This window comes from Serratia sp. CoH_122_TC_1, assembly GCF_058191755.1.
In genome coordinates this window covers 288222-307496 of sequence record NZ_JBXWLA010000005.1, presented here as the reverse complement: position 1 = coordinate 307496, position 19275 = coordinate 288222, and the positions used below count along the sequence as shown (strand labels likewise).

The 19275-nt window shown below is 53.2% G+C and carries 15 protein-coding genes and 1 pseudogene; 3 read left to right on the top strand and 13 right to left on the bottom strand.

Annotated features, from left to right (window positions below):
* Positions 1-40 precede the first annotated feature (40 nt).
* From AC2FC2_RS09015 to AC2FC2_RS08975, 9 genes and pseudogenes are all read right to left on the bottom strand, one after another.
* Positions 41-577 carry an Ail/Lom family outer membrane beta-barrel protein gene (locus AC2FC2_RS09015; RefSeq protein WP_490659099.1) on the bottom strand — a complete coding sequence of 179 codons (537 nt, stop codon included), beginning with the start codon at positions 575-577 and terminating at the stop codon, positions 41-43.
* Positions 578-755: 178 nt separating this feature from the next.
* Positions 756-1313, bottom strand: a complete 558-nt coding sequence (locus AC2FC2_RS09010; RefSeq protein WP_245209960.1) for a hypothetical protein — start codon at positions 1311-1313, stop codon at positions 756-758.
* A 50-nt stretch (positions 1314-1363) separates the two neighbouring features.
* Entirely contained in the window at positions 1364-1630 is a 267-nt protein-coding gene (locus AC2FC2_RS09005) for a hypothetical protein (RefSeq protein ID WP_209637406.1), read from the bottom strand.
* On the bottom strand, positions 1620-3071 hold the full coding sequence (locus tag AC2FC2_RS09000; protein ID WP_490659098.1) for a VENN motif pre-toxin domain-containing protein: 1452 nt from the start codon (positions 3069-3071) through the stop codon (positions 1620-1622). The genes AC2FC2_RS09005 and AC2FC2_RS09000 overlap by 11 nt, the downstream gene beginning before the upstream one ends.
* Before the next feature lie 218 nt (positions 3072-3289).
* A pseudogene (locus AC2FC2_RS08995) lies at positions 3290-3657 on the bottom strand (DUF596 domain-containing protein).
* Between the two features lie 106 nt (positions 3658-3763).
* Positions 3764-4006: a hypothetical protein gene (locus tag AC2FC2_RS08990; protein ID WP_490659097.1), complete on the bottom strand. Its 243-nt coding sequence runs from the start codon at positions 4004-4006 to the stop codon at positions 3764-3766.
* A 373-nt stretch (positions 4007-4379) separates the two neighbouring features.
* Positions 4380-4526 (bottom strand): hypothetical protein, encoded by a 147-nt coding sequence (locus AC2FC2_RS08985; RefSeq protein ID WP_490659096.1) that lies wholly within the window; start codon positions 4524-4526, stop codon positions 4380-4382.
* On the bottom strand, positions 4519-4863 hold the full coding sequence (locus AC2FC2_RS08980) for a hypothetical protein (protein ID WP_490659095.1): 345 nt from the start codon (positions 4861-4863) through the stop codon (positions 4519-4521). The genes AC2FC2_RS08985 and AC2FC2_RS08980 overlap by 8 nt, the downstream gene beginning before the upstream one ends.
* Positions 4864-4868: 5 nt before the next feature.
* Complete coding sequence (locus AC2FC2_RS08975) at positions 4869-5279, bottom strand: hypothetical protein (protein ID WP_490659094.1); 411 nt, start codon at positions 5277-5279, stop codon at positions 4869-4871.
* A gap of 240 nt (positions 5280-5519) precedes the next feature.
* Between AC2FC2_RS08975 and AC2FC2_RS08970 the strand changes: the two genes are divergently transcribed.
* The 3 genes from AC2FC2_RS08970 (at position 5520) to AC2FC2_RS08960 (ending at position 6495) form a co-directional block, all read left to right on the top strand.
* Positions 5520-5876 carry a helix-turn-helix domain-containing protein gene (locus tag AC2FC2_RS08970; protein ID WP_490659093.1) on the top strand — a complete coding sequence of 119 codons (357 nt, stop codon included), beginning with the start codon at positions 5520-5522 and terminating at the stop codon, positions 5874-5876.
* Between the two features lie 74 nt (positions 5877-5950).
* Positions 5951-6178, top strand: a complete 228-nt coding sequence (locus AC2FC2_RS08965) for a SymE family type I addiction module toxin (RefSeq protein WP_490659092.1) — start codon at positions 5951-5953, stop codon at positions 6176-6178.
* A gap of 98 nt (positions 6179-6276) precedes the next feature.
* A complete protein-coding gene (locus AC2FC2_RS08960; RefSeq protein WP_490659102.1) occupies positions 6277-6495 on the top strand; it encodes a hypothetical protein in 219 nt (72 codons plus the stop codon).
* Positions 6496-6534: 39 nt separating this feature from the next.
* On the opposite strand, the gene AC2FC2_RS08955 is transcribed toward AC2FC2_RS08960, so the two are convergent.
* The 4 genes from AC2FC2_RS08955 to AC2FC2_RS08940 are packed head-to-tail and all read right to left on the bottom strand — an operon-like array spanning position 6535 to position 18961.
* The gene (locus tag AC2FC2_RS08955; RefSeq protein WP_209637398.1) at positions 6535-6948 is read right to left on the bottom strand and encodes a hypothetical protein; all 414 of its coding nucleotides are present in this window, start codon (positions 6946-6948) and stop codon (positions 6535-6537) included.
* A gap of 5 nt (positions 6949-6953) precedes the next feature.
* The gene (locus AC2FC2_RS08950) at positions 6954-16694 is read right to left on the bottom strand and encodes a hemagglutinin repeat-containing protein (RefSeq protein WP_490659091.1); all 9741 of its coding nucleotides are present in this window, start codon (positions 16692-16694) and stop codon (positions 6954-6956) included.
* Positions 16695-16704: 10 nt separating this feature from the next.
* A complete protein-coding gene (locus AC2FC2_RS08945; RefSeq protein ID WP_209637396.1) occupies positions 16705-17235 on the bottom strand; it encodes a toxin-activating lysine-acyltransferase in 531 nt (176 codons plus the stop codon).
* Between the two features lie 10 nt (positions 17236-17245).
* Complete coding sequence (locus tag AC2FC2_RS08940; RefSeq protein ID WP_265555972.1) at positions 17246-18961, bottom strand: ShlB/FhaC/HecB family hemolysin secretion/activation protein; 1716 nt, start codon at positions 18959-18961, stop codon at positions 17246-17248.
* Positions 18962-19275: the final 314 nt, after the last annotated feature.

Genomic DNA, 19275 nt, shown 5'->3' with positions numbered 1-19275 from the left:
GCCGGAAGAGTACCGACTGATGGCTGAAAACACGGAAGTCTCAAAAAGTGCGTGGAACTAAAACGGGTATGCTTACATCATAACCGATATCCACCGCCAGATTTTCCATTAGGTTTACCTGGAAACCGACGCCGTACATAAAGGAGGTTTTCTTCTGGTTACCGCTTTCTTCACCCATATATTCGTAAGTGTCGTAAGCGTAATTGCTCCAGGAGGACGTGTAATCAACCTTGTTATAGTTCAAACCCAGCAACCCGTAAACGCTGATATATTGATTAAAACGGTATGCCGGGCCAACGGACAGCGAGTAATATTTCACTTCGGCATGATTATTAACCACATCACGATAAACATTGTACGATTCGTCCTTATCACCGCTCATATAGGTAAATGAGCTGATAACGCTGATTGGCGAATCCCACTCATAGCGGTATTTGATATTCACGCCGTTGATGTTTTTGAAGTCCTGCACCTTGCTCTGCGCATATCCGGCGGTAATAGTGCTTTGGCCAGCCTGTGCCGCAGCGCCGAAGCCCAAGGTAGAAAGGGCCAGAGTGGCAATAGCTAACTTTTTCATGCAATCATCCTTAATAGTAAGTGGAACAACTTAGGTACAAAAATAGCTTTCCATGCCGTATTAACGGCATAAATAATTGAATTAATCTTATCAAACCCAATAATAGATAAGGTTAAAGACTAGCAGGTCCGACATAATAATTAATCAGTGAAACCGGTAACTTGCGAACTGCCACGCATCAATAGTAATTCCTCCCGCCCAGCAAACCCGTTTTATAATTGCACTCTTTGTCTTCATTGCCCCAAGACTTTGGTGCATGGTTGCTGCTAGTCAGATCAACAATATTCACCCCCGAGTTGACTGGGTAGATATCATAATCATGACCAACCTCCGGAATGAAACTGCTTGAACGCGTAGCTATAGTTTGATTATATTGCGATCTAAACGTCTCTTCTTTATAGGTGATGCTGACATGTTGATTCGCTTTAATTTTATACTCTATCGCATCCATGCCCTGCATTTCAGGCGACGGCGGCAACATGCCCGGTAATTTTTTATTGTAGGTAGACTTGATACCAATGACATTAACACCCGCAGTCAAGCTCTTGGCATCCACAAGCTTGTAGCACTGTCCTGCTTTTTCATAAACTTCAAGAGTTAATGGTGGCAGGTAGTTTTTTACCCTGATCCTGGCAAAATCCGCCCCTGCGTAATCATCAACAGATTTTGTTAAGTTCACGGAACAGCCAGAAACAGCAGTGACTGATAGAAAAACGGCAATTAATTTTAATCTCACCACAAAATCCCTCTCATATACATCATAAAAAAACCGGTTAAAAAATAGAGTCACCTATCTTTATCGCTTAGTTTTCGTTTCCGTATCTCTTCTATTTTCGCAAACACCCAAACGCCAATCCCTAATGGAATACCAGCACCTGCCCCAGCTTTGCAAGCAAAAACAAACGTCTCTAACCGATAATCAAAAACCCCATTACGGACGAAGAAAATTATTGGCGCAATAAAACTCGCCAAAATAGCTATTGCTATTATCAACAATGAAAATGAAAAAAATAAATATAAAAACATTGAGAAACCTACACGTTTATTTTCCATTATTTTTATCCTCAGCTTTCATCCCAGCCTCAATCCCAGCGCCTACCACTGTCCCGGCCACACCGCCACCCACAACCCCAGCCGCTTCAGCAGTAATGGGTGATATGCCTTTAGATATAATTCCCTTGGTTATCTTTTCGCCACCTTTATAACCGATGAATGTACCAAATACAGCACCTGTTACAGCCCCTGTAGCATCCTCACCTTTAACTTTACTTCCTAAATATGCACCACTTGTATTTACGGCCTCTGAAAGTACCAGCCCTTTACCCTGCGTTAATGCGCCGGTACCAATGGCTATTAAAGTATCGGTGTAACTATATGTCTCATTTGGCTTCATAGTAAGCAACTGCTTACCCGCATCAGAAATACCACCGAAGGCCCCGCCACCAATAACGGCCGCAGTACCAGCAGTTGGTGCTATGACAGCCCCCCCGACACCACTCATCAATAGCGCCCAAGCCTTAACAAACTCGGTTGCAGGCTGTGGTGCACCAGTTCCCAAACCACGCGCCAAATCAGACTGTGCCGTAGTCATTTGTTCCGGAGTCGCGTCATGCTCTGTCATATACTTGCCCAAAGTGAACGCAGCTTGACCAGAACTCATCATCCCTGGAGGGAAACTAAACTGGTCATTGTTCTCAGAGGTATTCTTACCTGATTGTCCACCAACGACCGCCCCCGCCGTATCACCGCTTGCCAGACCACCGGCCAAACCGCCTGCCAGCGTAGCCAACGCGGAAACCGTCTGGCGCTGCTCTTCGCTCATCTTGCTGAAATCGCTGGTGCCGAACATCGCCTCGGCGATCGCCTTGGTACCCAATGCTGCCGTTGCAGCGCCCGCAGCACCGGCAGCAGCCGACTGACCTTGCAGTTCTGCCAGTGCGCCAGCCACCACGGCATGCGCGATAATTCTGCTTTCCTCATTGGGTGCCAGACGATGAATCTGTTCCGCCAGATACGGCGCAGCCCCGCCGGCAATCGCCGCCTTCAGATCGCCACCGGCCAACCCTTGCACCGCGGCAACTGCCGCCTGCATGCCTTGCTGCACCTTGCCGCCCGTGCCATAGCCCGACTCGCTAAACGCCTGGTTATAGGCCGTCTGGTAAATCTGCGCGTTGATATCTTTGTCGGTGATGACCTTGCCCGGTTTCTCTTTCGCCAACTTATCCGCTGCTGCCTTGCGATCGGCATCGGTAACGTTATTCATTTTCTCGTTGGCGGCTTTGGTCGCGGCGATCGAACCCTCGGTCCGCGCAATATCCATCGCCTGATTGCCGATCTCGCCGATCAGCTGTGCCTGCTGCAACCGTTTCTGCTCTTTCTCTTTGTCGAAGATCGGGCTTAACGTCTGGTTGGCATGCTCGACGTCGCGGCTCAGATCGTTGACGTTCTGCGTCTGTTTGTCCTGATCGCGGATGATGATGGTGCCGTCACTCACCGCCGCAGGCCTGACAGGATTTCATTTCAGCAGACCATGCATCTATCTGCTTACTGCTCAGATAATTATTCTCGACAACCGCAAGAAGGTGGCCCTGTGACTGAAGGATTTTCCGGGCGCGCTGAACGATATCGGCGATGCGCCAGTGTTCAAGCGCCGTAACGGATGATGCTGGTAACGGCTGATAAAAGGATCTCGGCTAGGTGGACGGGATTATTTCAAGTCCATAGCTCTCCACCATCAGGTGTTATCCAAACAACCCCAACAGGTGCCTTAACTAAAAACCACATTCCATATTCATCTAAATCATCATCCTCATCTTCATATGGGTAAGCAGGCCAGGCCTCTTGCAATATTTTTATTTGTTGCTCAACAGGATTAGTCAAAAACTCGCCATTCGTAGCTAGTTTGATTTTTTATCATTCAATAAGTTACCCAAAATAACAAAAAATACTTTTTTCCTGAAAGAATAGTTATCAGGTAACTCAGAACATTCAACACTGATATGTTGCCATATAGCCCCCATAGACAATCCATAAGAACTTTCGGCAACAGATGTATATATATCATTGATATTTTTAATCATTTGCATTTAATCTCCACCCTTCTTCCACCATTTATAGATGGAGTCATTAAATCTATGGTCCATTTAGCACCAGTTTGTTGTGCTGATGTTGAAAAGTCTCTCAATGTCAAAATGCTAACCAGCTTTCAAAATCGGCTAAATCATACAAATAAGCTCTATCTGTTGATGGGAGGTCAACAGCTCCTAACGACTCGAGAATATCCCATACAATAGGGTCGCTAATCCGAATTGAATCATCATCAATAATTGACATTGCCCATGCCGAAATTTTCTCCCGGCTTTCATCACCAGAGCAAAATCGTTCTAATTTACACTTCAATTCATCTCTAGATGGAATAGTATGCAACATCTATTTATAGGTTCTATAACCATGAGCGAACCAATATGGCACTATAATGGCTTCTCACCTATGCAAGACATTCAGGGCGTAGCCTGATCCTACTTATCATCACCGTTAAAATGGAGTGGTTATCAGATCTGGCGATCAGAACTAAGCGGAACCTAAAAAGGCAAAGCCCGATTCAGGTGAAAAAAACCGGGATTATTTTTTAGTCAGTGTAGCGGAACTCTATACCTAACTTCATTCGTTCCACATCTAATCCGTAACAACCCGACTGACCATTGGTCAGGTTGTTCTCAATGTAGTAGGTACGGAGTTCGACTAACAGTTTTTTCAGATCTCTCATCGTTCTCTCATCAGGATCGAACAAATATAAATTCCATTAAAAATCAACATAGTAAAACGCACATTTGCAACCATAACCTTCAGGGAACAGCTCAGCTCTAGCTATGATCTTCTTCGCATCTTCCGGCCCTGCATTTATCAGGAGTTGACCTATTTTCTGATAATTCTCTTGCTCATTAATCATAATCCATCTCCTGAATATATCTTGGATCCAACACAACTAATGGTTCAGCCTCTTCCTCCCAGACTTTCTTCTCTCGTAATTGCCATTCCGTCGGTGCATCCCAAGAGGAAATGCACTGACGAATCGCTCTAATCACCATATTGAATTCATGGCTATCTAGCTCGACGAAATGGATTTGGTCAAGTGGAAGCATTTCCATTATCTTCTCATGGAGTTTGGGATGTTTTTTTTCCAACGCATCATCAATAAGTAACTCCAAAGCATCCGAAGCCCCACGATTCAATGTCACATGTAAACTTTTATCCGTAGTGTAACCGAAGAAAACTGTAGACCCCATAATACTTACCTCATAATAATAATTTTTGATTGCTGCGACTCAGGTAGTTTTTTTACAAAGTCTAAGAGCACCTTTTGATTACTCGGTGTCAGCACACTAAAGTCCACAGGAACAATATCTGCCTTACCTAAATGGTCAAGAATTTTTTGTTGCCCTGCTGGAATTTTCCCCTCAATTGGAGATGTGGTCATATTTTTCTCATAGAACTTATTTAGACCATCAATTTCTTTCTGCGAAAGATTTTTCGTCGTATACATCAAATCAACAGTCTTTCCAGCCTGTGGTCCGCTGGTAATAACAAAGTCAGCACTTTTCTGCCCGGCGACTGAATCAGGTAAGCGCTCCATTGAGCCTAAAACCGTCTCCATTCTCGCTGCGACTGCTGCCTCTGCAGGATTAAGTTTACCATTACCCATTGTATCGACCGTATTGAGACGCTTTTGCCCTTCAGCCAGGCGCTGTTACCGCTGGCCGAAACGCTCAGCCCAATACCGCCGGAACCGACGCCGATTAGCGGTTTGCGAAGTATCTCGCAAATAAAAGAACAATATGATGTGTTATTTTAGACATTAAATCATACTAAAAATATAAACCCATTCCATAAAGGCAGCATCGGGTACTATCTGGGTAATTCCCTTTAACAGGACTCTGTTTCTATGTCATTAGGTGCCCGATTAAATGTGTTGCGTAAAAAGTTAGGACTTTCTCAACAAGCTATGGCAGATATGGTTGGAGTACATATAAATAGCTGGAAAAAATATGAAAACTCTCAATCACTCCCGTCATTGGATGCCATCAAAAAAATAGCTTCAGCATTATATATCAGCACTGATTCATTGCTTTTCGATGAACATGAACGTGGGCATATCAATACACTGAAATTACAGTTCGAAGCAGCCAGCCAGTTGAACGAGGATGAACAAGCAATTATCCGTGAAGTATTGGAAAGTTTGATTATACGCTATCAAACCCGACGTTGGGATTCAGCAAGAAAAGTTACAAAAGAAGGGTAGTGAAAATAACGCAGTAACAACAGGATGCAACCTGCTGTTACTGCTCACCACAAGCAACTAAAGAGGTAGTTACTATGGCTAGAGCAGATTCTACGTCAGAACCCGCCACACCCCAAGCACGCAAGTGCATTGTTGGCTATCGCCCCAACGGCGGCAGGCCCAACCCACCGCCACAGCTGACCCTTACAGGTAAATGGCTTGAGCAATGCGGCTTTACCACCGGCCGGAGGATCGAGGTGATCACAGAACCGGGGCGGTTGATCATCCGCATAGTACCCGCCACAGAAGGAAGCGCCCTATGAACATCACTTTTATTCCTGAACCTATCCCGGAACTGACAATCTCTGGCGTTGAGCTGGCCGAATTGGGTTTTGGCATCGGTGAACCGTTGTAACTCACCCTGCGGCCAGATGAACTGTGGATCACTACCGTTATCGACGATGCTATCTGGGAAGCACTGTGCGAGGCCAGCCAGCACCGCACGGATCTGGGGGCGGACTGGGTGCGGCAGAATGGCGAGCTGGCTATTGGTGGGGATTGGTGGACCGGATCCGGGATCACCGCCGCACCCAGTGTACTCCGATTACGGCGGCGGGAAGAGGGAGGTTTTAGGGCTTAGATGTGAAGATCCCGGCGCAAGGCCGGGATTTGTTTTAACTCAACGTAGCCAAAATGGGGTATCATCAGAGGCCAATGCGTCATATTCCTCTACAACTCGATCTCTATGTACCATAAAATCCGGCATGTCAGTCACTACTATTCTTACCGGCTTATAAATATTCCAGTCTTCATAAAACCCTTTCGCAGATTTTATGCAATGTTCAATACCATCAAAGTATTTAAAAAACCTCTGCTCAACGTCTTTTGGTAAAAGTTTGCGTAATTTTGTTATTAATGAATAAGTTTTGTCTAAGTCATTGAAATGAATATATCTAAGATAAAGTTGTGCAAGTAAACACTCATCTTCCTTATCATTAACCTTTTCATTTAAAATAGAAAAAAAACCAACCATATCTGAAGGATAGCCAAGCTCAACGATAGAGCTACCACCATAAAATCCTATGTGTTTCATGCAAGTTACCTTTTGAATTCAATTGCAGCTGGATCGATAGCACCATTAGATTTCTGGACAATTCCTTTAATAATTGCTCTCTCTTGCTCTACTGACACACTTTGCCCACGCACATCAATAATGACTCGCTGCTGCATTCCTGTCGGTAAATTCTCAGCACGCTGGATCGCCTGTTTAGACACATTATTGATCAGCCCGCTCTGATTAGTCGCAATGTTATAGTTCTTTACTTCAACACTACAGACATTCCCCTTACACCAGTCAGGGCGAACCCCACCTTTTGTACCGTAGGGAACTTCTTTACCATCCTTGAAGCTGACTTGCTCGCGCCATCCGTCACCGAGATCTTTACCTACATCAATTTCTGATTGCCTATGACCTGGGCGTATTGTGGTTGCTATCTCATCACTGGCCTTATTAATCAGTGTCGAAGCTTCAGCAATATCCCCTTTAGCCAGCGCTTTCTCTGCCGCTTTCAGCACACCCGCTGCAACACGCTCTCCCGGTATAAGGGAAGCGGCCACGTTGAGATAATCCAGTGCTGACTGTGCCTCCGCTGCACTTTTTATAGTACCCACCACCGGTACAAAATCTGCACCCGTTGACACCATATCTTTCAACGCTTCACGCCGCTCCGTATACATCTTCACAGAGCAGGCTTCGGCGCTCATTCCGCCGCAGTTTACCTTCTTATAGCGCTCGTTTTCAGCCTCAACGTACTCACCAGCTTTCTGCTCCAGCGTTTTACCTTCAGACTGCGCCTGTACAATATCACTCAGCGCATTATTCTCCACCGCGTTCTTGCCGCTTTGCGCACCTGCGACTGCATCCCCGGTGCCGTCACCCACCAGTCCGCCGGCCAGCCCTGCGGCTAATGTTCCCAGCGCACTCAGGGTCTGTTTTTGGTCTTCCGTCAGATTTTCCGGTTTCACATCCGGGTAAAGTTCGCCAGCAATATAACGCGCCATCAGCTCTCCGCTGGCCGCACCGGCTGCCCCCGCCAGGGCGCTGTTACCGCTGGCTTTGGCCGCTACCGCCCCCCACACCGCATGCGCCATCGCGTTCGCGGCAACGTTGGTGCTGCCGTCAGCATTGGTCGTCATCGCCTTGATGACCCCGGCCGCATAAGGGCTAAGCCCCCCGGCCATCGCCTGCGCAAGATTGTTGCCCGCCAGCCCCTGAATCGCCGCCGTGGCCGCCTGCATGCCTTTTTGAACTGAGCTGCCAGTACCCCACTCTTTCTGCGTCGCTTTGTAACTGTCTGTCGCGTGCAACTTCTCGTTGTAGGCTTTCCACTCTTCCTTGTCAGCCCCTTTCTCCGGCTCTTTGATCCCTTTCTTCGCTAGCTCTGCCTTGCCCGCATTGATGGAGCGGATATCCCCCTCCGTCCGCGCAATGTCCATCGCCTGATTGCCGATCTCGCCGATCAGCTGTGCCTGCTGCAACCGTTTCTGCTCTTTCTCTTTGTCGAAGATCGGGCTTAACGTCTGGTTGGCGTGCTCGACGTCGCGGCTCAGATCGTTGACGTTCTGCGTCTGTTTGTCCTGATCGCGGATGATGATGGTGCCGTCACTCACCGCAGATTTGGTGGTGGAGCTGTCATGCCCACTGTTGTTGGCGCCCACCAGCAGGCCGTTGGCCATGTTGCCGGCGAACTGGCTGCCGATGCTGCCGCCGGAGCTGATGCCCACGCTCTGGTGTTCTACCTCGAAGTCCGCCTGATTGTGGATGTCCTTAAAGCCCAGCGTGCCGGTATCGAGTTTGTTTTTATCCGCCGTGGCGGTGCTGCCGATCACCGCGCCGTTAAGCTGGGTGTGCTCGCCCACCGTCAGGTCAAAGCCACCTTTACCGGCGAAGATACCCGTCTGCTCCTGCACGCTGTCGTAATTGCTGTGCATCTTGTCTTTGCTCAGGCTGATGCTGCCTGAACCTGTCATGGAGCCAAAGGTGAAGCTGCCGCCGGCGCTGGCGTTCTGCTGTTTGGAATCGTAACGATCGCTGTCCTGCTGGCTTTCCAGCAGCAGGTTGCGGCCCACGTCGGCCTTGACCGATTCGCCGGTGACCTGTGCACCGATCAGGTTGGTATCGCGCCCGCTGATAATGTTGACCTGATTACCGGCGTTAACCGTGGTTTCGGTGTGGCTGGTGCCGTTGCCTTTCTCGTTGCCTTTGCCCTTGTTGACGCTGGCGGAAACGCTCAGCCCAATGCCGCCGGACCCGACACCGATACCCACGCCCAGCGTACCGCCCTGGCTCTCGTTCTTGCCGTCCAGATACTGGGTGTTTTTGGCGGAAAGCAGGTTCACGTCGCGGTTGGCGTTCAGGGTCACGTCTTTGCCCGCTTGCAGTTGGCTGCCCTGCACCAGAATGTCGCCGTCCTGGCCCTTCACGCCGTTGCCGCTCGCGGTGATGCTCAGGTTGTTGCCCGCCGTCAGGCTGCTGCCCTGCGCGGTGCTCTGCCCGCTGTTTTGAGTAGAGGTGGAAGACTGGGAGCCATAGGAAATGCTGATCCCCACCATGTTGTTATTGGCCGGATCCGCGCCCTGTGCCTGCGCCAAACGCGCAGCCTGCACGGCCTGCACACCGCTCAACGCCGCTTTGGTACCCTGCAGTGCCGCCAGGCGGCTGTCGTCAGTGGATTTTGCCTGTTGCGAGGTTTCTACCGCGGTGTTCAGCGCACTGCCGACTGTACCGGAAAGCGCCAGCGTCAGGCCGGATTTTTTCTGCTCGACCTTGTGGGTCTGGCTGTTTTCATCCTGCGCCTGCGTCACCGACACATTCTTGCCGCTCAGCGCCATGTCCTTGCCGGCCACCAGCTCGGAGCCGGTCACCGCCAGATTATTGCCGGCCCCCAGGGTGACATTGCCGTTTACGCTACCGACGGTGCTGCCCTGATTGGTCAGCCCCTGTGCGGTGTCCGTGGTTTTCAGGCTTTCGGTACCGTAGCTGATGCCGATGCCGCCGCTGCTCATCAGGCCGGATTTTTTCTCCTGCTTGAGGTGCAGTTCGCTGTTGCTTTCGGTCGCACCGGTGATGCTCAGATCGTTACCTGCCAGCAGTTTCACGTCCTGAGTCCCGGCCACGCTGCTGCCCTGTACCCGCAGATCGTTGCCCGCCAACACATTAATGCTGTCGCCGCTCAGGGTGCTGCCCTGCACGGTCTGGCGATCCAGGGTGTCGCGGGTGGTGGTGGTGGTTTTCGACATAAGGCCGTTACCACCGGTCACCTTGTGGCGCTCGTCCAGATCGAGGGTGTTCTCACCGCTGAGAATATTGATGTCATGACCGGCATTGAGGTTCAATGCATCGCCGGCAGAAACCGTTGCCGCATGGGCAGTGATATCGTTCCCCGCGTTGAGGGTTACGGCCCCTTTGCCCACCACTTCGCTGCCTACCTGCTGGCTGTTGCCCTGTTTCAGGCTGTTGTCGCCATCCCAAACCAGGGTGTCGCGGCTGGCGGTAGTCACCGTATTCAGGGTGAGATCGCGTCCGGCATTCAGCACCGTTTGGCCGTTCTCACCGCTATTGACCACCTGCGCCGCATCCAGTTTGATGTCGCGACCGGCGTGCAGCATCAGCTTGCCGTCGGCCCCCTGCACGTACATGCCCGCCACGCTGTCGATGTTGGTGCGCTCGAAGCTGTTGGCACCGTTAACGCTCTGCGCCGTTCGGGTGGTGCTGATGGCATTGATGTCACGTCCGGCGTTGGCCAGCAGCGCGTTGTTGCCCTGGATCACCCCACCGATATTGTTGATGTCGGTACGAGCAATCAGGCCAACGTCAGCCCCCTGAATGTTGCCCGCCACGTTGGTGATATTGGCGGCACTCAGTTTCACCACTTCACGCCCGGCGATATGGCCGCTGTTGAACAGGCCTTCGCCCAGGTTGAGGTTAACGTTACGCCCGGCAATCAACGCACCGGAACCGTCCAGATCGCCCGGTTGCATGCGGGCATACACCTGCGGCACCAGTACGTCTTGCTGGCTGCCGTCCGGCAGGGTGACTTTGGCATTCACCAACCAAACGATGTCTTTGGTCAGCAGCCCCATTTGCTCTGGCGTCAGCGCCACGCCGACCTTCAGGTTATATTGCTGACTGAAAGCCAACCCCTGATCCATCAGCGCCTTAAACTGTTCTTCGTCGTTGTTGTAACCGTCCAGATAGCGCTGGCCGGTCAGATTGATCACCTGTTCACGGATCAGCCGCTGCTCGTAGTAACCGTCACCCAGGCGCTTCAGCACGTTGTCCGGGGTATTGGTCGCTTTAGCCAACATGTAATCCGAACCCAACCAGGCTTTTTGGTTGGTGAAACGCGGATCGGTCTCCACCAGGTACTGACCACCCGGTGCCGGATTGGTCTTGAACAGGCTGTTGTCTGGCAAGCGGGTGTCTGGCCCGACAATACGCACCACGCTGTCTGCCGCGTCACCCTGTTGGCTATTAACCTTGTTGGCGACTTCGAACTGCTGGCCCGGTTGCAGTGCCACCGCTTGAATCACCGGCAGCGCACCGCTGCCGATGGTCTGCATTCCAGCGGAAATATCGGTACCGGTGACCACCGCATTGACCCCACCAGCAGCGCCGATGGCGGTATTGGTGCCCTGCTGCGTCAGCGGTGCAATGGCGATCGGGTTGCCTGCCACCTGGCCGTGGTCAATCAGTTGGCTCGGTTTCAGTGCAATGGTCTGAATGGTGGTCGGCGGCGTATAAGCCGTGGCATCGTGCCCCTGCTTGTCTTTCCCTTTCTTCTTGATGCGGTAATAGCTGGTCACTTCGCCGACGTCGGTGGTCAGGCGCTGGCCCGGTACCGACACGTTATCCACACTGCCGGCGTTAATCGCCAGCGTCCCCCCCGCGATCACCTGGCTCTTGTCGTTCAGCAGATGCCCGGCGTTGATCGCCATGTCGCCGCCCGCAATGATTTTGGCCGGATCGCTTTCCTTGATCTGGGTTTCCTGCACCCTTCGGTTGTAGTCGTATTGGCTGAATCTGTCGTTGTTATGACCGGTCTTCCCGGGGGTGTTCAGGTTCAGCAACGAGTCTGATGAATTGCGGTCAACAAAGACGCCCTCTTCCCCTGCTTTCCAGCGCACCGGATCGCCCGACTGCTGGTACTCGGTGACTTTTTCGTTGGAAACGGTGACCAATTCGGTACTGAAACGGTCGTTGACGTTATTGATCTGCCCAGCCGATATAGCCATGTTGCCCGCAGATTCAATGGTCGAGCTGTGATTGTTAATGGTGCCTGCCTGACCACTGGCCAGAGAGTTGGCATCCAACAATCCGCCAATGGCCATATCGCCACCGCTGTAAATCAACCCGTGATCGTCGTTGTTCAGCGTTTGGGTGCCGATATCCACCCGCTCGCGCCCGGCCAGCGTCGCGGCGGTGCCGTTTTCCGCCAGATTGTTGAAGGTCTCAGTTTGCACGCCGATGGCGTCGCCATAAATACGGCCGGTGCCGATGTTGTTCAACGTGTTGGCCGTCAGCAGGGTGTGCTTGCCATCGATCAGACCGTAGTTGGTCAGGGTGCCGTTCACCGTCAGCCAATCCTGCCCGGCGTTGATCTCGCCGCTGACGGCGTTAAAGAGGTTATTGGCGTGCAGATCCAGCTTCGCGCCCGCCAGCAGTTTGCCGCTGTTGGTCACATCGCCCGGCGTGGTGAAGTTGAAATTGCCGTTGGCGATCATCTCGCCGCTGTTATTTATGCCCTGTGCGCTGACCAAATTGATATCGCCCAACGACAGCAATTGCCCGTCGCCACCGACCGCTGCTGCATTGATGTCCAGCAGCTTACCGGCTTTGATCGTGCCGCCGGTGTTCAGAAGATTAAGCCCTGCCCCCTGCAACTGCAGGTTTTCACTCGCGGCCAGTTGGCCAGCGGTATTATCCAACTGCCCACCGTTGGTCAGGGTGAGTTGTTGGTTAGCCAGAATGCTGCCACCACGGTTGCTTAACGAACCGGTGTTAAGCGCTACGGATTGGCCTTCCAGCCCTTTATTTTCCGCCTTGGTGCCGTCGTTGATGAACTGCAACGCATTAAGCGTCACGGTAGCACCGCTGCGGATCAGCCCCAGAGCGTTGTCGATAAGCCCCTGCGCGCTGTCCAGCAACAGATTGCCGACCGCCTGAATTTGCCCGTTACGGTTATCCAAACCCGCGCTGGCAAGCCGGACCGCCTTCTCACCGATGATCCGCCCGCCGTTACTGTTGTCCAGTTTCAGTGCCGTCAGGGTGAAATCGCCTTTGGCGCCCAACGTACCGCCCTGGTTATTGAGGTCACCGCTGCTGAGTTGCAACTCGCCTAAGCTGTGCAAGGTGCCGTTCAGGTTATCCAACAACTGTCCGTGGGTGTCGACGCGCATATCACCGCCCGACTGCACCAGGCCACTCTGATTATTCAGGCCGCCCGCGCCGGTGGTATTCAGCACCAATGCCTGTTGCGCCACCAGTTTGCCGCCACCGTTCAACAGCGCTTCGGCGTCAAGCTGCAAGCCTTTACCGGCGATGACTACGCCCTGGCCGTTATCGAACACACCAGTGGTAAGGGTCATGGCGCCCTGGCTGGTGATGCCGCCTTTGTCACCGCTGTTGGCATTAGTCAGCCGAGCGACGGTCAGATCTAACCCTCCACCGCTCTGGATCAAGCCACCGTCGTTGTTATTGAGGCTGTTGCCGTGCAGCTCCAGCGCCGTCTGCGCCGCCAATTGGCCCGCGCGATTTTCCAGCAGGCCAACGTTAATCTTCGCCGCATCGGCGCTGACCAAGGTGCCCCGATCGTTCACCAGGTGCGCGCTGTCCAACTGCAGTTTTTTGCCTGCGCCAATCACCCCCAGATTGCTGTTATCCAGCAATTCTTCGGCGTTCAGCACCATATCCTGGCCGGATTTAATCGCCCCACCCTGATTATTGGTCACCTTGGTGGTCGCCGACAGTTGCTTCTCGGAAGCCAGCGTGCCGCGGCGGTTATCCAGTTGATCGCCATGCAGTTGCAGGTCACCTGAACTGGCGATAAAGCCGGCCTGGTTATTCACGTTACCGCTGGTGATCGCCAGTTTGCCCAGGCTGCTGATCCCGCCATTCTTGCCGCTGTCGAGGTTGCTCAAGGCCTGGCCCTGAGTATCGATGCGTGCATCGCCACCCGCCTGCAATAGACCGCCGTCGTTAGTCAGCGCCAGGCTGTTGATGTTTAGTGTTTGCTTGCCGACCAACGTGCCTTTGCTGTTATCGAGCGTTCCGGTGAACAGATCGGTCGCGCGCGCGCCCACCAGCATGCCCTGGGTGTTGTCCAGCGCACCACTGTGGATAGTCAACGTACCCTGGCTGAGGATACCGCCGGTCTCACCGCTCAGGCGGTTGCTCAATGCTGCGCCCTGGGTGTCAAGATGCATGTTACCGGCAGATTGCAGCAGGCCGCCGTCATTGGTCAGCGCACCACTGCTCAGGCTCAGATCGCCTGTGGCGGCGATAATACCCTGCTGGTTGTTCAGCGCACCCTTGCCGAGCGCCAGTGAAAGCGCACCACCTACCACCTGCCCGGCCTGATTTTCCAGCCCGGCACCGGTCAGTTGTAGGGCCTGTTTGGCCTCGATACGACCACCGTGATTATCCAACGCCTGTCGCGCCGCCACTTCAGCGCTGCCCGTCGCGGCAGAAACCAGCCCTTTGCGGTTATCCAGCTTGTCCGCCTGCAGCTGCGTGTTGCCGCTGGCTGCCAGTTGCCCCTGTCGATTATCGATAGCGCCACTGACCTGAGCCTTCAGGCTGCCGTCCTGCGCGGCAATCACTTTGCCGCTCTGGTTATTTAACTGCGCGGCATTCAGCGTTACATTGCCGTTGGCCACCAGTTGGCCGTCCTGATTATCGATCCCCTTCCTGGTGCTAAGGCGCATTTCACCCGTGCCGCTCTGTACCAGTTGCCCCTTGCGGTTAGACAGGCTCCCGGCATCCAACGCGATGTGCTGCGCCGATGTCGTGCCGCCGTCCAGCACGTAGTCGCCGCCCTGCATACTGAGCTGGCCGTTGGACAGCAGTTTGCCGCTATCGCCCTGCAGGCGGCCAGTATTCACCGCCAGCGAGCCTTTGCCCGCATGTACGATTTCACCGCTCTGGTTATCGATCGCCTCGGCCGTCAACGTCAGCCCGTTACCGTTACTGGCGATGCGACCGCCGGCATTATCCAATTTACCCTGTGGGTTCAGCGTTAAATCATCACTGCCAAGCTGGGTGATTTCGCCCTTCCGGTTCGACAAATCATGTGCATTCAGCGCCAGTTTATTCGCCGCCAGCTTGCCACCCTCATTATTGAGGAACTTGCCGCTGCTGGCCGTCAGCTGCTGCGTGGCTTCAACCTGCGCATTGGCCGTGGTCAAGTCCCCAGGCCCCGCATCCAGCGTGACTTGAGTAGCAGCAGTGCGGCTGCCGCTGATGTCCATATCCTGCCCATTAGCGTGCAGATTACCCGCCGCCAAATTTTGGCCCTGCGCGGTCAGTTTGCCGCTGGTGGTTAACGCCAGTTCGCCGCTGCCTCCCAGCTTGCCATCTTGCTGCACACCGGCTGCCAGCGTACTGCCTTTGCTGCTGTTCAGGCTGGCTGCCTGGATGCGCACATTATTGCGCGCGGCGATAGAGCCGCTGTTTTGCACATCCCTTTCACTACTGACACCAGCATTACCTGCTGCAAACAGCGAACCGCTGTTACCGACGCCGCCTTTCGACGCCAGCTGCATGTCGCCGCCGCTGCTGATTTTGCCGCTGTTTTCAATACGACCGTCGGCGGTTACCACCACGCTACCGGCTTGTGCGCCGATATTACCGGCATTGCGCACCCCGACGCCGGTTTCGGTACCGATCATGCGGATCTTACCAGCATACATACCGCCCAGCTTCGCCACGTCTACCGCCAATTGCGGGCGTGTAGCGGGATCGTCACCTTGTTTGTCGATCTGCTGATGCGCCGCATCGACCTTGTTGCGACCGGTTGTGACCTGAAGATCGTTAGCCCAAAGCCCAGCGTTGATCTTCGTCGATCGCGCAATGATCTCGGTATAATCCTGCCGTGAACTGTCCATACCGGCACCTTCAACCACCACTTCGCCGCGTTCAACGTTAAAGCCCGTCAGGTTGCCGTTATTCATTTGCGCCTGGCCGGTGGTCAGGGTGGCTCTGTTGGCATTGATAAAGCCGCAGCCATTACAGGTAATGCCGGACGGGTTGGCGATAACCACTTGCGCACGCTGGCCGGCCACTTCGATATAACCGTTCAGGCGACTCGGATCCCGGGAGTTGACCTCATTGAGGATCACCTTGGCTTCACCTTTCGCCAGCCACGGGTTACCGTCGACCCAACCACCCTGCTGCGTCTGGGTCATTTTATGGGAGTTGTTGAGGATCGCGCCCTGCTTGTCGACATCAAACTGGCTGTAGGTATTACGAGAAACCCCGCCGGCGCTTGGCGTTTGGATATTGACCTGTGGCGTACCGTTGGCGCTGTTGACGATGGTCGGCTGCTGGCCACCCGGCGCATTACCGTCGGCAATAATCGCTGCCTGCACCGGCTGTATAGCCCCCAGAGCTATCAGTAAACTGAAGCTAACGGGGCTGATTTTGCCGATACACTGGCTCAGCGTATGGCCCAGACCCGGTGAACGAGCAGACCCGGCACGACCGGAACGGGCGATATCCGCCACCACCATCAGCATGCCACGCGCTTTGTTGAAAACGATACGATACAGGTTCTTGTTCATGGCAATGTCCTTATTGAATTTCTGATGGCTCGACGGCTAACGGGCGGTCCGCCCACCATTGCTGCGCTTGCTGATGGCTGACCTGTGCACCTTTAAAGTTCACCACGCGTTTGCCGCGTTGCGCCCCCCGGTGATACAACGCCCGTACACACAGGTGCGGGAATATCTCCCTGACCATCAGATTACGCATTTCCCGCGTATGGCCGAACGGCGCGATCCAGTCGCAGAACCACAAGCGATCGCCGCTGTTCCAGTCACTTTCTTGCATATTTACTGCCGGTTGCGTCAAATAGCGTGCTTCAGCGTCTTGACTCATCCAGGCCCAACTGAGGAAAAACACCGGCTGATTTTGCTGTGAAACCAACACATATTGTTGTCGCTTGATGATCGGCAGCAACAGTGTCGGTAGCGTGTGCAGCGGCGCATCGCGATGCATCGGCGAATGCATCCACAACCAAACGGCAGCCCCAAAGGCTTCCGCTTCACTGTCGTCACCACCGAGGATCAGCGGTGCTCTGATATCGTATTCGCCTATGCGCATCGTCGTGCCCTCAGTAGTTCCAGCTCAGGTTAAAGCCCAGGGTGACCGGGCTGGTGCTGAACCTCTCAGGTTTGGAAAACGGCACGCCGGCAAACAGATCGTAACCGACCTTAAAGGCATAGCCGCGCAGGCCAACCACGCCACCGGCCAAGTGTTGACCGGCCAGATAGTCAGAACCGTAGCCACCCACTTCGCCGTAGTCGGCACCGAGGTACAGTTCTTGCCCCTGCAATGGCGTGCGCCAGGCCAGATCGTTACGGACGAACCAGCCATGGTTAGCGTTCAGGGTGCGCTCGCCATCAAAGCCGCGTACCGTCCAACGGTTGCCGATAGCAAACTGGTCTTGCGGCGTCAGCGGCGTATTGCTGATCTGGCGCTGGTATTGCACGTTATAGCGGAAGTTCTGGCTAAACAGGCTGAATGGCACGTCAAGCTGGGCATTTAGCTGCACAATTTTGCTCAGTGCAGTGGCTTCGCCAAAGGTCTCTTCCGGCGCAGGCAATGCGCCGAACCAGCGGGTGCCGCGTTGATAACTGATGCCCGCGTCCAACGTAGCCTGTTGAATATAGTGGCGATGCTGTAATCCCAGCCGCCAACCGGAGGTTCGCCGGCGCTGTACTTCCACTTCAGTGTCATTGATGTAGTTGCTGGATTCGCGTGCCAGCACGTCGTAGGTCAGCGTGGTTTTCTGGCTGCCGTTTCGGTGCAGCACTCGGCTAAGCTGGAAATCCAGGTTCTTACTCTTGCCGCTGTAACGGTAATCCTGATTCTGACCGGCAATAGTCTGGTGGTAGTCATAACTGTTAGCGGTCACCCCGGCCATCCAATAACCGAACGGCACCGAGTAGTGCCCAGTAATGTTTTTGGAGCCTTTGCCACCCTGGTTTTGCAGATCGGTAGATCCCGAGATATAGAACAGATCGCTGAGTGAGAACGGGTTATCCAGCGATAGCGTCAAGCCCCCCTGATAACGCCCGGTGCTCTTGGTGCCAGAATCATCCAACGAAGCGCCAATGCGCCACATGCGCTCCTGCTTCCAGCTCAGGGCAATATCACTTTCTCCGGGTTGTTCACCGGGAATGATTTCCATGTTGGCCTGTACCGTCGGCAAACGCTGGAGGTTTTCCAGCCCTTGTTCGATATCGCGCAGATCCAGCAGGTTGCCGGCATGGGCCGGGAATGTGCTGTAGGGTTGAATGTATTGGCCGCTTTCCGCCGTCAGTTTCACCTGCCGCACGTAGCCCGGCACCACCACCAACCTCAGCTTACCGCTTTTCAGATCCTGCGTCGGTGCCAACACGCGGGTGGTGATATAGCCGTGATCCACCAGCCGGTTTTGCAGGGTGCTCATCAGCAGGTTAATGCCCTGCCCGCCCAGGCAGCGGCCCTGCGCCTGATCGGCGATACGCTGCAACGGCAGCCAATGAGGGAGTTTGTCCTGACCGGTTAACACCACCTGATCGATAGGGAAGCAGGTTTTTTCCTGCGGGAAAGCAATGCGGCCAAAGCTGGACGAAGGCGGAGACAAACGCACATCCGGTGTCGGTGGTGTCAGCTGTTGCTCCAGCGCCTTTTGTCGCTGCTGCTGTATGATCAGCTGTTCGTTGCTTGTCGTTGCCGCGTGAAGCGGTAGGCTGTATATAAACAGCGGCAAGACAACGGAGCCTAATGGAATACAACCCTTACGCACAACAAGGCTGAGCGACGAGTAGGCGGAATGGCGCATGACTTTTTCCCTGTCGAAAGACAAATAAAAGATAAGAATTGTAAAAAAACGCAAACATTATGCGCACGAATAGCTCACGATCAACTTAATTTTGGTCCGTAATGGGCGCCAGATAACAAAATACCTAATATAAACACCGTGCGTCACTCATATATCCGACCTAAATAACACCCAAAATAAACATGTAATACATTGATATATTTAAGATAAAATTAAAATGAACTTGAGAGATCTATTAATTAACATGAATAATTGCATCTAAACCATGCAATTATTCATCACGGCGCGATTATACCCAGCAGCCACCTTGATTT